General features: G+C 66.9%; 7 protein-coding genes. 5 read left to right on the forward strand and 2 right to left on the reverse strand.

Features of this window, described 5'->3' with window-relative positions:
• Positions 1–18 precede the first annotated feature (18 nt).
• Positions 19–3153 (forward strand): Eco57I restriction-modification methylase domain-containing protein, encoded by a 3135-nt coding sequence (locus ElP_RS38755; protein ID WP_197446413.1) that lies wholly within the window; start codon positions 19–21, stop codon positions 3151–3153.
• Between the two features lie 410 nt (positions 3154–3563).
• On the opposite strand, the gene ElP_RS38760 is transcribed toward ElP_RS38755, so the two are convergent.
• Positions 3564–3845, reverse strand: a complete 282-nt coding sequence (locus ElP_RS38760; RefSeq protein ID WP_197446414.1) for a hypothetical protein — start codon at positions 3843–3845, stop codon at positions 3564–3566.
• Positions 3846–4115: 270 nt separating this feature from the next.
• Here ElP_RS38760 and ElP_RS27380 point away from each other — a divergent pair, with 270 nt between their 5' ends.
• Genes ElP_RS27380 through ElP_RS27390 form a run of 3 tightly spaced genes read left to right on the forward strand, consistent with a single transcriptional unit; the run spans position 4116 to position 12904 of the window.
• Positions 4116–9914, forward strand: coding sequence for a DEAD/DEAH box helicase (locus ElP_RS27380; protein WP_197446415.1), 5799 nt, complete (start codon positions 4116–4118; stop codon positions 9912–9914).
• 7 nt (positions 9915–9921) lie between these two features.
• Positions 9922–12039, forward strand: a complete 2118-nt coding sequence (locus ElP_RS27385; RefSeq protein WP_145275679.1) for a UvrD-helicase domain-containing protein — start codon at positions 9922–9924, stop codon at positions 12037–12039.
• Positions 12040–12046: 7 nt separating this feature from the next.
• Complete coding sequence (locus ElP_RS27390) at positions 12047–12904, forward strand: PD-(D/E)XK nuclease family protein (protein WP_145275681.1); 858 nt, start codon at positions 12047–12049, stop codon at positions 12902–12904.
• A 67-nt stretch (positions 12905–12971) separates the two neighbouring features.
• On the opposite strand, the gene ElP_RS27395 is transcribed toward ElP_RS27390, so the two are convergent.
• A complete protein-coding gene (locus ElP_RS27395) occupies positions 12972–14243 on the reverse strand; it encodes an IS701 family transposase (RefSeq protein WP_145267817.1) in 1272 nt (423 codons plus the stop codon).
• A 68-nt stretch (positions 14244–14311) separates the two neighbouring features.
• Between ElP_RS27395 and ElP_RS41395 the strand changes: the two genes are divergently transcribed.
• Positions 14312–15525 (forward strand): ISAzo13 family transposase gene (locus ElP_RS41395; protein WP_390834704.1). Its coding sequence is split into 2 segments (ribosomal slippage): positions 14312–14789 and positions 14789–15525, totalling 1215 coding nucleotides; the frame shifts between segments, so codons are not numbered across the junction.
• Positions 15526–15560: the final 35 nt, after the last annotated feature.

Below are 15560 nucleotides of genomic sequence, written 5' to 3' on the forward strand. Positions count from 1 at the left end.
ACCCGCCCCCAGCTCGCCGTGCCGACCGTCCACCGCACCCTGGAGCCGCTCTGCTACGACAAGGCCGAGGACGGCACGCTCGTCCCGAAGGAGCCGGAGGTCATCCTCGGCCTGAAGGTCTGCGACCCGGCCTGCGGCAGCGCCTCGTTCCTGGTCGCCGCCCTGCATTACCTGGCCGATGCCCTCTACCGGTCGCTCTGCCACCACCGGCAGCTCGACGACCCCGAGCGGGCCAGACGGATCACGCTCCCCTACGGCCGACCCCGCACGGGCAAGGACGGCGACGAACTCGTGCCGTTCCCGCCCGACGACCCGAAGCGGGGCCACACGTTCGAGGAGCGGGTCAAGGCCCTGCTGCGGCGGCACGTCGTCGAGCGGTGCATCTACGGGGTGGACATCAACCCGCTGGCCGTGGAGCTGTCTCGGGTGTCGCTCTGGATTGAGACGCTCGACCCCGACCTTCCGTTCTCGTTCCTCGACCACAAGATCAAGGTCGGCAACGCCCTGGTCGGCTGCTGGCTGGACCGGGTGGAGGTCTACCCGCTGAAGGCGTGGGAGCGGGAGGGGGGCGACGGCCCGAAGGGCGAGCGGACCGGGCGGATCGAGACGTTCCTCAAGGGCGAGAAGGTTGGCAACCGCCGCAGCGGCGACGGGATCATCAAGCGGGAGATGCGGGAACTCATCGAGGGCCGGTTCACGGGCCAGCCGCCGCTGTTCCCCGAGATGGAGGTCTCGACCGAAACCGTCGTCGCCCAGGCCCGAGCCGAGTACGAGAAGCTCCACGCCCTGCCGCCGCACACCGACCCCGATGAGCGGGAGCGGATCTACCGGGAACACATCCTGGGCAGCCCGGCCATACAACAGCTCAAGAGGGCGATGGACGAGTGGTGCGCAGTCTGGTTCTGGCCCACGGATGTGGAGTCACTCAAGTTTGTGCCAACTCCATTGACCTTTCACGACCCGACCGATCAGAAAAGAACCTTGGTCGAACGGCTGGCCGATGAACTGCGGTTCTTTCACTGGGAGCTTGAGTTTCCCGATGTCTTCATGTCTGGACAGAGCGGCTTTGATACGATGCTAGGTAATCCGCCGTGGGAGAATGCCCAGCCCAATCCGTATGAGTTCTTTGCGGACCACGAACCAACCATCCGCACGTTCGGACGCAATAATCTCCTGGCGTGCATGGAGAAACTTTTCCACGCATCTGCAATAATCCAAGACGAGTGGCTTGAGCATTGTGGATTTTTCAAGTCGTTTGCTAATTGGGTTACATTCATCGCAGATCCATTCGGCCTAGAAGGCGGCTCGGCGATACTTGGTCGAGGATCTTCAGGACTCGTTGCGACTTGGAAGAAACGCCGTCAATCATCGAAAGGATTCGTCGGGTCGAAATCACCCTTCCGATATCAAATGGGGCGAGTTTTTACGTACAAGCTCTTTTTGGAGTCTTCTAATTTTCTCCTGGGGGAGCATGGACGGCTAGGCATGATAGTGCCTGCGGGTCTCTACACCGATTCGTGGTCCCTACCACTCCGACAACTTTTTCTCGATCACTCAAACTGGGAATGGCTTTTCTCTTTTGAGAACAAATTAAAAATATTCAATATTCACAGTTCTTTTAAATTCTCTGTAGTGATTGTGGCCCGGCCTAATAGAGAATTGGGGAGCCATCATACGCCACTTCGGGCTGCGTTCATGGTTCATGATCTCGGAGACTGGGAACGAGCAGATCCACCAACCCTCACGTTTGACCCAGCGTTGGTTCCGCTCTTTTCGCCAAGGAGCAAATCGCTTCCCGAAGTCCGAACAGAGCGTGACCTCACGATTTGTCGAAAAATTTACGACAACTCGATCCGCATTGGTGATAAGGCACCCGAATGGGAAATTAAATTTGGGCTCGAATTCATGATGAATACTGATGTGAAGCTTTTTCCGCTTAAAGAGAAGTGGGAAGAGGGGGAATATCGGCCCGACAGATACGGTCGATGGGTTGGACCAAACGGCAACATCGCACTACCTCTATACGAAGGTCGCATGATAGGACAGTTCGACTTCTCCCAGAAGGGATGGGTAAGCGGAAAAGGCCGCTCCTCTGTATGGCGAGACATTCCTTACGAACAGAAGTTGGTCGAGCCGCAGTTCTTAATGGCTGAAGAAACCTACGTAAGTCGTCACGGACCACAGGGGGGCTTAAAGCTTGCATTCATGGACATTACCTCTGGAACCAATGTCAGAACAATGATCTCCACGGCACAGGCTTCCTTCCCATGCGGCAATTCCGTTCCCATTCTGTCAGTCAAATACGATAACGGAGCAAGCACCCTTCTCCTTTCGGCAGTAACCAACTCACTCTCATTTGACTTTACTGTTCGTCAGCGAATCGGCGGGCTTCATCTGAACTGGTTCATTATCGAAGAATGTCCAATCCCGGTTTTAAATCTTGGTGACAAATTAAACTTTCGTGGTCGAATTGTTCTCGACGCCGCCCGTTTGACGCTCCTCCACCGTCGCTTCGCCCCCGAATGGCTCAAGCTCAAGCGGCTCTACCCCGAACTCGCTGGCCGGGAATGGAAGCACTGGTGGGCCGTCACCGAGGCCGACCGGCTGCGGCTGCGGGTCGAGATCGACGCCCTCTGCGCCGACCTCTACGGCCTGGACCCGGACGACTTTGACTGGATCGTGCGGGACGACCCGACCGACCCCAAGGGCTTCTACCGGGTGGACAAGCAGTTCCCCTTCCGGGAGCGGCTCACCGGCCTGGCCGCTGCGGCGTTCCGAGCCCTGAAAGACGGCCGCTGGTCCGCCGAGTCCGCCGCCTCGCTCTCCAACGACGAGTTCTTCGCCCTCCTCGGCATCCCCGAGCTGACCAGCCCCCCCGCCGCCCACGCCCTCGGCCTCCCCGGTCCCCTCATCGAGAAGCGCCCCGGCTGCCACGTCTGGACGCCCGAGAACTTCCTCGAAGACGACCCCCGCTACGGCTGGACCTGGGACGACTGCTGGAAGGACGCCGTGGCCCTGCTCGGCAGCGAGGAGGCCGTGCGAACCTATCTGGAAGACTCGTCATCCTCACAATCGAACAAAGCATCTCTCGATGATGGAGACTTTCGGCTCGTTTCAAAGCCACCCTCTAGGTCTCAGGGGAAACTGTTCTAAGACGAATCGGGCCAATCGCAAGCGAGTTGAACGAAAGAATTGCACCTGTCTGAGCGGAGGTGAAGGTTGCCGGTCTTCTTTCATGGTACGAAGCACGAATTCGCCCTGACCATGATATGCTGCTCGTCCTGCGGGCGCATCGATGTCACTCGGGGAGGTGGCGAGTTCGGAAGGGGTTTCTATACCCAGACTTCTCCTGCGAGCGCTCTGGCGTGGGCGAGGGGACGTTATTCTCCAACGCAACGACCTTGTTTGCTGAAGATCGATGTAGAAGATTCGGATTATGAAGGACTACGGAGGATAGAACTGGAAGGGGACAAGGCAAGGCGGCTTTGCACACAAGTCCGCAGCCGAAAATCCCAGTATATTCACCTGTGTGGTTGCGACGTTGTAGTTGGTCCTATCGAGCGTCAACCCAGAAAGATACAGCAGAAGTTCGAGTCGGACAACGGCCAGACGGTGTTGAACGGCCCGACAACCCGCCGATCGGTGGATCTATGAGTCGCCCAATCCCGTTTGTCCATCTCCTGACCCGCATCGGTTTCGGCGACGAAGAGGGCTGGCTTGCCCCCGCTGAAGCCGATGACGACTCTCCGCAGGTTGGATGCTATACAATCCCTGTCGATAACACTGGAAAACCCTTTAACATATATGAGATCGAAGTCAACGAGTACGAAGGCGAAGGCATTCACGGCAAACCTGCTCGCTACCGCTTGATCCATAAAGGAAACGGCTTTTTCCTGCTTGTCCTTGGGACGAAGCGAATCATCTTCCGTGCCGCAGAGGAGGACAGAGAGGAATCAACTCTTCCCTACGTTGGTCGCCTCCTCCACCCGGATTTCAGCAACCGTCTCATGGAGATCGAGCCGGATGACCCCGATATTCTCGACAAATTACTCCTTGAAGACAGTCTTCTCGTCATAGGCTGCGATGCGTTCCATCACTACGGTGGCCTTGAGGGAATGCCCATCCCCGCCGGTGCGATGGTGAAACCTGCACTCGCTTTGAGAAGTTCGACAATTAACCCCATTCAATTCGCCCACCAGATCTGCGACGAGTTCCTCCGCTACATCTTCTCGGCGTTCCCCCTGTCGGACCCCGAGTTGGCGCAGCAGGCCCGCTCGCTGCTGGAACGCCCCTCGTCGCTCGACATCCCGCTGGTGAAGGGGCCGTTCGTCTCCCTCTCCGAGGCGTTCGCCAAGGGGGAGTCGGTCCCGGCGATGGCCGAGCGGGGCCTGCTCCACCCGGTCATGCCGGGCCTGATCGGCTATCCCTCCATGTGGCTGCACCAGGAGCAAGTCCTCCACGCCGTCAAGGAGGGCCGGCACGTCCTCGTCGCCACCGGCACCGGATCGGGCAAGACCGAATCGTTCCTCTACCCCATCCTCGACGACCTCTTGCGGCAGCGGGACCGGGACGTGTACGAGGGGCTGACGGCGATCCTCGTCTACCCGATGAACGCCCTGGCCAACGACCAGCTCGACCGCCTGCGGGACATGCTCGGCGGCACCGGCATCACCTTCGGCCAGTGGGTCGGCACCACCCCGGCGAAGGAATCCGACGCCGGCGTGGACCGCTTCGAGGGCTCCGGCCGCCAGGCGTACCTCGCCGCCCGCCGGCAGCGCCGGGAGGAGGCCCAGGCCGAGGACCGGGCCGTCCGACCCCTGGCCCCGCCCGAGGAGTGCCTCTCCGAGGAGGACATCCGCCGCCGCCGGCCCCGCATCCTGCTGACCAACTACCGCCAGCTCGAAGTCCTGACCACCCGCCTGCCCGACGTGGCCCTCTTCGCCGGTGCCCCGCTCCGCTACCTCGTCTTCGACGAGGCCCACACCTACGGCGGGGCGACCGGGGCCGAGGTCGCCTGCCTGATCCGCCGGGTCCGCTCGCTGGCCGGGAAGTCCGCCGACGAGATCCTCTGCATCGGCACCTCGGCCACCCTCTCCGACCCCACCCGCCAGGGCGACGACGACGACACGGCCCGCCGCTTCGCCGCCCGCTTCTTCGGCGTCGATCCCGAGCACGTCACGTTGGTCGGCGAGTCCTACGTCAGCCGGGAGTGGCCCCGCCGGCGCTACAAGCCCGTCGTCCCCCACGGCGACGGCATGGACCGCCTGACCCGAGTCCTGGCAGCGATCACCGAGCCGGTCGATTTCGGGGCCATCAGCAAGGTCGTCGAGGAGCTGACCGGTCAGATCTTCGAGCCTGGCGACGACTGGCGGGAGTCCCTGTTCGACCACCTCGTCGCCAACGAGTACGTCTTCCAGGCCACCCAGATCCTCAAACATCCCAGGCGGCTGGACGAGGCCGCCTGGCAGACCTCGCAGCGGGTGGCGATGAGTCGGCTGGCCGAGGGGGAGCGGGCCACCGCCGAGCTGCTGGCCTGCCTGATCCTCGGCGCCGCCGCCCGCAAGGGCGGGGAGTCGTTGCTGCGGCCCAAGGTCCACTTCTTCCTCCGGGGCCTCGACGAGATGGTCGTCGCCCTCGACGGCATCGAGTCCGACCCGAAGCTGCACCTGTTCCTCTCGCTCCACGACGCCAAGGAGCGGTTCGCCGGTCGCCACGACGACGGCTTCCTGCCGGTGCTGACCTGCCGCAGCTGCGGCCAGCACTTCTTCGAGACGCACCTCCTCGACCTGGAGCTGGCCCGTGGGGCGAACAACAGGCTCCGGGGCTTCGAGAACGGCAACGCCGCCCAGGACGCATCCGGCCAGGACAACGCCTGGTGGTCCCCCACGCCGCAGGGGACCGGCATCCGGCTCGTGCTGACCAACCGCCTGCTGGAGGAGGCCGACGGCGGCCCATCCGCCCGCAGCGCCCGCTGGCCCCGTGGCCACTTCTGCCGCCAGTGCGGGTCGATGCACCGTGACCCCTCGGACCGCTGCCTGGCCGACGGCTGTGGCCACCGGGAGCCGCTCCTGCCGCTGATCGTGTTTGGCCCGGTGCTCTCCGCCTGCCCTTCGTGCAACACGCCGTCGTTCCCGATCGGAGGCCGGACGGTCGAGCCGGCCCGCAAGGTCCAGGCGGTCACCGTCTCGGATGTCCACATCCTCGCCCAGGCGATGATCAACGCCGCCCCCGAGGGCCACGAGAAGCTGATCATCTTCGCCGACAGCCGCCAGGACGCCGCCTTCCAGGCCGGCTGGATGCAGGACCACGCCCGCCGCATCCGCCTGCGGCACATGATGCACGGGGCCATCGCCGAGGCCGGCACCCCGCAGCCGCTCGACGCCATCACCGACCGGCTCATGGATCAGTTTCGCAAGGATCAGAACCTCATCGACACCTTGCTGCCCGAGCTGACCGGCGAGGAGGCCCCGGCGGTCTTCGGCCACAACAAGTGGGTGCCGGTCCACAAGGCCCTGCGGTACATGGTCCTGCGGGAGTTCTCCACCGGCGTCCGCCGCACCGACTGCCTCGAATCGATGGGTCTGTCACGGGTTTCCTACGAGGGCGTCACCACGGAGAACACGGGCCTGCGCCGCTGGGCCGATGCCCTGGAGATCTCGCCCGAGGAGGCGGTCGAGGCCGTCAGCCTGCTGCTCGACAACTGGCGGCGGAGCCGCTACTTCTTCGTGACGAACGACCCGATCTTCTCCCGCTACCACGCCAAGGACGACCCCTACCTCCAGGCGGGCCTGCTGAACCTGCGGGAGTTCCACCCCGGCGGCCTGGTGCTCACGGCGGGCCAGGCGGACCGGAAGGCGACGGGCTTGATCGCCCGCAAGGGGGCCTCGGCCGTGCAGGCCCTCGTCAAGAAGTGGTCCGCCCGCCCCGACACGCTCGATGTCGATGCGGCGGTCAGGATGCTCTGGGAGTTCCTGACCGACGAGGCGAAGATCCTGCGGAAGGTCACGCTCCGCTCCCAGAGGGAGACGCCGCTGGCCGACGTGTGGCAGGTGGACCTGGAGCGGCTCGTCGCCGGGCCGAGCCGGGTCCGGGAACGTTGCACGATCTGCCAGCGGATCACGGCCCGCAAGGCACCGAAGTCCGCCTGCACCCGCTACAACTGCCATGGCACGACGGTCACCGAGCAGCCCGACGAGGAGAAGTACGATGTCTGGCTCATGGGCCGCCCGTTCGTGATGGTCAACGCCGAGGAGCACACCGCCCAGGTGCCGGGCGAGGTCCGCAACAGGATCGAGCAGGACTTCAAGTCGAAGCACGGCCGGACCAACTGCCTGGTCGCCACGCCGACCCTGGAGATGGGCGTCAACATCGGTGCCCTGGACATGGCCCTGATGCGGAACGTCCCGCCCCGGCCGTCGAACTACTGGCAGCGGGCCGGACGGGCGGGCCGAGAGGAGCGGATGGCCGTCTGCGTCACCTACTGCCGCCGCTCGAACCACGACCGCTACTTCTTCGACGACCCGCTGCGGCTGCTGGGCGGCTCGATCGAGGCCCCGACGTTCAACCTCCGCAACCCGCTGATGGTCGCCAAGCACATCCGCTCGGCGATCCTCTCGGATCTCCTCTTGCGCTCCCAGGAGCCCGAAAGTGTCGGCGAGCGGGTCCGGGGCATCCTCGACGACCTGTTCCCGATCTTCATCCGCAGGTATCTCCTGGACGAAAACAGCCACTTCCGGGAAACCCCGACTAGCACAGCCCCGCTGAAGGCGCTGATCGACTCGATGCGGGGCGAGCTGGCGGACCGCCTCATCACCCTCTTCGCCGGCCACTGGCCCGAGGAGGCTGCCGAGCTGGCCTCACGAGAGGCCATCGAGCGGACGATCGCCGAGACGGCCGACGCCCTCGATGCGGTCATCAAGCGGCTGCACCGACGGCTGGGCTGGGCCAGGACGACCCAGGCGGACCTGCACGGCAAGAAGAACACGAGGTTGATCGAGCGGGAGGAAGAGCAGCTCCTGCGGCGTTGCGACGACTTTATCCGGTCGATCGTCGCCTGCGACCGGCAGACCTATACCCTGACGGTGCTGGCCGTCGAGGGCTTCCTGCCCGGCTACGGCGTCTACGAGGGCGGCATCGTCGCCTCGGCCCGGCGGGGTTCCGGCCGCCAGGGCGGCCCCCGAGCCTTCGACCTGTCCCGCAGCAACGTCGTCGGCCTGCGGGAGTTCGTCCCCGGCAACCGGATCTACGCCAACCGGGGCTCGTACTACGTCTCCCGCTACCAACTCCAGGCCGACGAGACGGCCCGCATCCGCAGCCTGCGAGTCGATCCCGAGCGGGGCTACGTCACCGAGCAGGCCGGCGATGCGTCCTACGGCCAGACCGGGGGCGTGCCGATCGACGCCCTGCCGCTGACCGACCTGGACCTCGCCCACGAGAGCCGCATCACCGAGGACGAGAACCTGCGGTTCTCGATGCCGGTGTCGGTGCTGGGCCGGCTCCGCAGGCGCAACCGGGGCGGGGTCGGCTACAAGATCGGCGACCGGGAGGTCAGCCACCTGCGGGGCCAGGGCATCGAGCTGGTCAACGTCGGCGAGGCCGGCCGGGTCAAGCGGGGCGAGATCGGCCACTGGATCTGCTCGGTCTGCGGGGCGGCCAAGTCGCCCTACGCCGTGCAGCAGGAGATCGATCGTTTCCTGGCCGTCCACAAGGAGCGGTGCGGCAAGGTCGTGACCCGGCTGGCCCTCGCCGTGCAGGCCGATGTGGACCTGCTGCGGTTTCACGACGTTGACGGCGAGGCCGAGGGCATCAACGTCGGCGAGGCCCTGCGGACGGCGGCGACCCGGCTGCTGGACATGGGGCCGGACGACCTGCAACTGCTGCTGGTCCGCAAGCCCGACGACACGCTGGACCTGCTGGTCTACGACCCGATGCCCGGCGGCTCGGGGCTGCTGGAGCAGATGCTCTACCGCTGGCAGGAACTCGTCGCCACGTCGAAGGAACTGCTCGCCGGGTGCGTCCAGGGTTGCGAGACGGCCTGCTACGCCTGCCTGAAGACCTTCCGCAACCAGTTCCATCACGACCGGCTCAACCGCCACGAGGCCCTGGGGCTGATCGGAGACCTCGACCACCTCCCCGAATCTTATCGCCAGATCGTGCCGGTGTTCGAGGAGGAGAAGCCCGGCGAGGGGATGCCCTCGAACACGCCCGAGGCCCGGCTCCAGCGGTTGCTGCTCGACCACCAGTTCCCGGCGGGCGTCTGCCGGCAGCGGATCGTCACCCCGGCGGGGCTGGCCACCGAGCCGGACTGGCTGCACGAAGCGAGCAAGGTCGCCGTCTACCTGGACGGCATGAGTCGGGGCCTGCATGGCGACCCCAAGACCGCCCAGCGGGACCAGCTGATCCGGGGCATGCTCGAACTGGACGGCTACACGGTGATCGTCGTGCAGTCCCGAGACCTGGACGATCCCCAGGCGGTCCGGCAGCGCCTCAAGAACCTCGCCCAGGCGATCGGCCGGGCCGACCTGGCCGAGGCGGTCGAGTCCGGCCCCGTGCGGCACTCGGGGACCGCAACGGATCACGATCAGGATGCCACGGGCCGGATTCCGCCCGATCCCGTGCTCGCCGAACGGCGGCGTGAGGCCGAGGAGGCGCTGGAGTTCTGCGACGAGCGGTGCCGCCATCTGGTGCAGATTTGCATCGAGCACGATCGGCCGCTGCCGGTCGTCGGCTACGAACTCCAGGACGACGACGAGCGGATCTGCGCCGACGCCGAGCTGGCCTGGGAAGATCGGGGGCTGGCCGTGCTGGTCCCCGAGCGGGCGGAGGGCCTGGAGGCGTTCCGCCGGCAGGGCTGGACCGTCTTCCTCGCCGATGACGTGACCGAGGAGCGGCTGCTCGACCTGCTGCCGGAGTGAACCGCCCATGCCCACCGTCGCCCTGGCCAGCGAGTTCCTCGACGCCTTCGCCCGGCTGCCCAGGCCGCAGCAGCGGAAGGTCCGGGAGTTCACCGAGAAGTTCAAGGCCGACCCGACCTCCTTGGCCATCAACTACGAGAAGCTCCACGGCGTCCGGGACGACAAGATTCGGACGGTGCGGATCGACAAGAAGTACCGGGCGGTGGTCCTCCACCCGGACCGGGGTGACGTGTACGTCCTGGTCTGGGTGGACAACCACGACGAGGCGATGGCCTGGGCCGCCCGCAAGAGCTTCGAGGTCAACCCGGTGACCGGTGCCTTGCAGGTCGTCGGCGTCGAGGAGGTCGAGCGGGCGGCCCCGACCGACGACGGCGACGGCCCCGTCCTTGGCCTGTTCGCCGCCTACGACGACGACGTGCTGCTCTCCTTCGGCGTCCCGGCCGTGCTGCTGCCCTCGGTGCGGTCGGTCCGCTCGGTTCGGGAGCTGGTGAGCCTGGGCCGGCACCTGCCGGCCGAGGCCGACGAGGCTCTGCTCTGGCTGGCCGAGGGCATCCCGCCCCCCGAGGTGAGGGAGGCGGTCGCCGTCCCGGCCGGGGGGCGGGTCGATCCCGACGACCTGGCCGCCGCCCTGGAGCACCCCGACACGAGGCGTCGGTTCGTCACCATCCACTCCGACGACGAGCTGGCGGCGATGCTGGAGGCCCCGCTGGAGAAGTGGCGGGTCTTCCTCCACCCCGGCCAGGAGAAGCTCGTCGGCAAGGCGTTCAACGGCCCGGCCCGAGTCCTCGGCGGTGCCGGCACGGGCAAGACGGTCGTGGCGATGCACCGGGCCAGGCACCTGGCGGCGAGGGTCTTCACCGACCCGAGCGACCGCATCCTGGTGACGACCTACACCGCCAACCTCGCCGAGAACATCGAGGCGACCCTGAAGACCTTCTGCGGGCCGGAGCGGGAGCGGGTCGAGGTCGTCCACCTGCACGCCTGGGCCGTCCGCCTGCTGCGGTCGCACGGGGTCGAGGGCGAGATCGCCGGCCCCGAGGAGATCGAGCAGGGCTGGCAGGAGGCGATCACCACGACGGGCGTCCGGGACTTCGATACGGCGTTCCTGCGCAAGGAGTGGGAGGATGTGGTCCTGGCCGGCGGGATCGAGGACCGGGACGCCTACCTGAAGGTGGCCCGGCTGGGCCGGGGCAAGACGCTCTCCCGGCCCCAGCGGGGCCGGGCCTGGCAGGTCTTCGAGCGGTACAAGGAGTCCCTGGGGCGGCGAGGCTTGAGGGACTGGCTGACTGTGATCCGGGAGGCCCGCCGACTGCTGGAGTCGGGCCGGGCCAGGCCGGCGTACCGGTCCGTGATCGTGGACGAGGCCCAGGACTTCCACCCCGAGGAGTGGCGGCTGATCCGGTCGCTGGCCCCGGCGGGGCCGGATGACCTGTTCCTGGTCGGGGACGCCCACCAGCGGATCTACGGCCCGAAGGTCTCGCTGTCCCGCTGCGGGATATCCATCCGGGGCCGATCGGCCTGCCTGCGGATCAACTACCGGACCACCGAGCAGATCCGGGCCTGGGCGATGGGCGTCCTGCGGGGTGTCGAGGCGGACGACCTGGACGAGGGGCGGGACGGCGAGCGGGGTTACCGCTCGCTGCTCTCGGGGTCGGAGCCGGAGGTCCACCACTTCGGCGGCCGGGACGAGGAGCGGGAGTTCCTGGCGGCGACCCTCCGCAGCCTGGTCGAGGCTCGTCAGCCCGAGGAGGTCTGCCTGGTCGCCCGCACCAACTCGCTGATCCGCAACGAATACGCCCCGTTGCTGAAGAACCTCGGCATCCCGCACCAGATCCTCGACCGGGGCCGGGAGCGTCCCGACGGTGGTATCCGGCTGGCGACGATGCACCGGGTCAAGGGCCTGGAGTTCCCGGTGATGGTACTGGCCGGTCTCTCCGCCCGGACGATGCCCCTGCGGGTCGCCTCCCTGGGCGACGACCCGACGGCCCTGGCCGACCACGGGGAGCGGGAGCGGTCGCTGCTGTTCGTGGCGGCGACCAGGGCGAGGGACCGCCTGATCGTGACCTCCTTCGGCACGCCGAGCCCCTTCCTGGGAGCGATGGCCGAGCCGGCACGGGAGTCCTAGAGCACTCATGGCCTCCTCATCCACCACACTCCCGATCCTCGACCCCGGTCGTCCGCTCCGGCTGACCCCGACGGACGTGTCGCTGTTCGTCCGCCTGGAGCAGTGCGAGCGGTTCCTGCGGTTCCGCCTGGCCGAGCGGGCCGGGCAGGATTTCATGGAGCCCTACGGCGTTGTCCCCCAGCGGATCAGCCCGCTGCTCTCACGCTCGGGCCACACCTTCGAGAAGACCATCGAGGAGGCGCTGGCCCGGCGGTCCCGCACCGTCCACTACGCCGTCAAGTATGCCCTGGCGCACAATCGCCCCGAGAACAACCGGGAGGTCGCCGGCGAGGCCCGCACCCTGCGGCCCGGCGAGGCGGTCCTGCTGTTCCAGCCCCGGTTGGAGGCCGAGGTGGAGGGCTGGCGACTGCGGGGCGACGTGGACCTGCTGAAGCTGGAACGGGACGGCGACGGCACCCTGCATGTCCTGCTCGCCGACCTGAAATCGACCGCCGAGGTCAAGGTCGAGCACCGCCTCCAGGTTGCCTTCTACCGGCTAATGGTGGAGCGGATCTTCCGTGACGACGGCATCGCCCACGAGCCGATCACCATGGGCGTCCTCTACCGCTCGCCCGCCGATCCCACTCCGGAGGAGCAGGTCGAGATCGAGCCCCGGCGTGACGCCGCCGAGGGGTCATTCGGGCTGGTGGAGGAGGCCCTGCTCGAAGTCGTGGCCGATCCCGATGCCTACGTCCAGGCAGCCTCCGATCTGGTCCTGGGGTCCGGTTCGACCGCCCGCCGGGTGGCCCAGGCCCCCTTCGAGGACTTGCCCTACTACTACTCCGTTAGTTGCTCGGGAGGTGGGTCGACGAGTCCCCGGCAGTAGGGGCAGTCGTGCCGGCAGATCGGGGCCAGCAGGCGTTGCAGGGCCCGGCGGATCGACGGCAGCGTGATCACCGGACCTCGGCGCCCCCCCTTTTGCCCGGCCGGGGTCGACCCCGGCGGGCTCGCCGCTGCTCGAGTGCCAGGAAGCCGTAGGCCAGCATCACCAGGCAGGCGTGGTGGTGGAACCCGCGCCAGGAGCGGCCCTCGAAGTGGTCCAGCCCGAGTTCCTCCTTCATCTGCTGGTAGCCCTGCTCCACCGGCCAGCGGCTCCGCCACAGCCGCACTGCCCGCAGGCGGCTGGTGCCCGCCGGCAGGTCGCTGAAGGCGTACTTGAGCTTGCCGTCGGCCTGCTCCTCGATCAGCAGCCAGAGCGGCTCCTCGCCGGCACAGTCGCCGGTGGCCCAGCCGTGCCCCGGCCAGACCCGCAGCCAGGCGAAGCGGCCCGACATCGGGCCCTTCGTCCCTTCGCGCCAGGTGACCTTCCGCCGCGGCGTCCGCGAGGCCAGCTCCCTCAGGCTGACCGGCCGGGGGGATCCCTCGGCCAGGCGGGGCCGCTTCTGCGGGCGGCCGCCCGTCGCGGCCGTCGGCTCGATCCACCGGGGCTCCTCGGTGAAGACCACCAACTCGTCGGTGACGCCGACGATATAGTGCAGGCCACGCTCGGCCAGGCCGGCGCGGGACGGCCCGGAGACGCCGTAGCCGGCGTCGGCCAGCACCAGCTGCCCCGGCAGCCCCTCGCCACGGACCCGGTCCAGCAGCTCCAAGGCGATCTGCCCCTTGGTCAGCATCCGCCGCTCCGGCTCGGGCACGCCCGCCCGGTCGAGGCGCGCCTCGTCCCCCAGCCAGCTCTCCGGCAGGTACAGCCGCAGGTCGAGCGGGCAGTGCCCCTTCGGGCTGACGTAGTGCACCGAGACGGCGCACTGGCAGTTGGCCTTCTTGCCCAGCGCGCCGCAGTGCTGACGCTGCACCCCGACGGAGTGCTTGCCCTGCTTGGGGAAGGTCGTGTCGTCGATGACGAAGATGCCGGCCGGGTCGGCGAAGCACTCGGCCATGACGGCCCTGTAGCGCTTCCAGGCCGCCTGCTCGTCCCAGGGGCTCTGGCTGACGAACTGCTGCAGCGCCTGCTCGGGGTCCTTGACGGCCAGCTCGGGCGGCAGGGGGACGCGTCGGGAGAGCGGCTCGATGCTCTTGCGCTCGCCGTCGGTGATCAGGCCGCGGAGATAGACCGGGCACCAGCGGGCGGGCCGATCGAGGGCGAAGGCGTCGCGGAAGCGGGCGGCGTAGGCGTCGAGGCGTGAGAGGGCCTCGGGGTCGAGTTCGGGGGTGTAGGTCTTGCTCAGGGGATTGAAAGGACAAAACTCTTCCGTATCCTGAGACCTTCGCACCAGGAGATCAAGGAGATACGCAGATGCGGCCCAGCCCCGAGATGATCCCCGTCCTCATCGATGCCGCCAAGGCCCTCAAGGGCAGTCCGAAGCGAGTCTTCATGGCCAAGACCGTCGCAGCGATGGGGCGGGGTGGACAACGCTGGGCCCAGGAGCATCTCGGCTGGTGCCGGGAGACCATCCGCAAGGGCACGCACGAACTCCGCTCGGGCATGACCTGCGTGGACGCCTTCTCGGCCCGCCGTCGCAAGCCCGCCGAGGAGCACTTGCCCCGACTCCTCGATGACATCCGCAGCATCGCCGACGGGCAGAGCCAGGCCGACCCCAAGTTCCAGACCAAGGGGCTCTTCACCCGGATCAGTGCCGCCGAGGTCCGACGCCAGTTGATCGCCACGAAGGGCTACACCGACGAGGAGTTGCCCACCCAGCAGACCATCAACACCAAGCTGAACCTGCTGGGCTATCGCCTCTCCAGGGTGGCCAAGTGCCGCCCCCAAAAAGAGTCCCGCAGACCGATGCCATCTTCGATCAACTGAAGGCGGTCAACCCCGAGGCGGATCGGGCCAGGGGCACCCTGCGGCTCTCGATCGACGCCAAGGCGACGGTGCATGTCGGCCCCTTCTCACGGCGGGGCCGGAGCCGGACCGGCACGAAGGCGGCGGATCACGACTTCAAGCCCGTGGCGACGCTGACCCCCTTCGGCATCTTCCTGCCCGAGCACGACGACCTGTGGCTGTACATGGCCCGGTCGAAGGTCACCAGCGACTTCATCGCCGATCGCCTGGAGCAATGGTGGGAGGGCGTCCGCCTGCGGTTCCTGCGGGTCAAGACGCTGGTGATCAACCTGGACAACGGCCCGGAGAACCACAGCCGGCGGAGCCAGTTCCTCAAGCGGATCGTGGCCTTCGCCCGCAAGTATCGCCTGGTGGTGCAGTTGGCGTACTACCCGCCGTACCACAGCAAGTACAACCCGATCGAGCGGTGCTGGGGCGTGCTGGAGATGCACTGGAACGGGTCGCTGCTGGACTCGGTGGAGGCGGTGTTGGGATTCGCCCGATCGATGACCTGGAAGCGGAAGCACCCGGTGGTCAGCCTGGTGGAGACGACCTACGCCAAGGGGGTCAGGCTGAAGCCCGAGGAGATGGAGGCGTTGGAGGCCGAGGTGATCCGCCTGCCGTCGCTTGAGAAGTGGTTCGTGAAGATCCCTCGTAAGCGAGGCAGGCCACGGAAGACGTAGCTTCTTTCTGGTGCCTCATACCACCTGGTACGAAC

This window comes from Tautonia plasticadhaerens (assembly GCF_007752535.1).
Classification (GTDB): domain Bacteria; phylum Planctomycetota; class Planctomycetia; order Isosphaerales; family Isosphaeraceae; genus Tautonia; species Tautonia plasticadhaerens.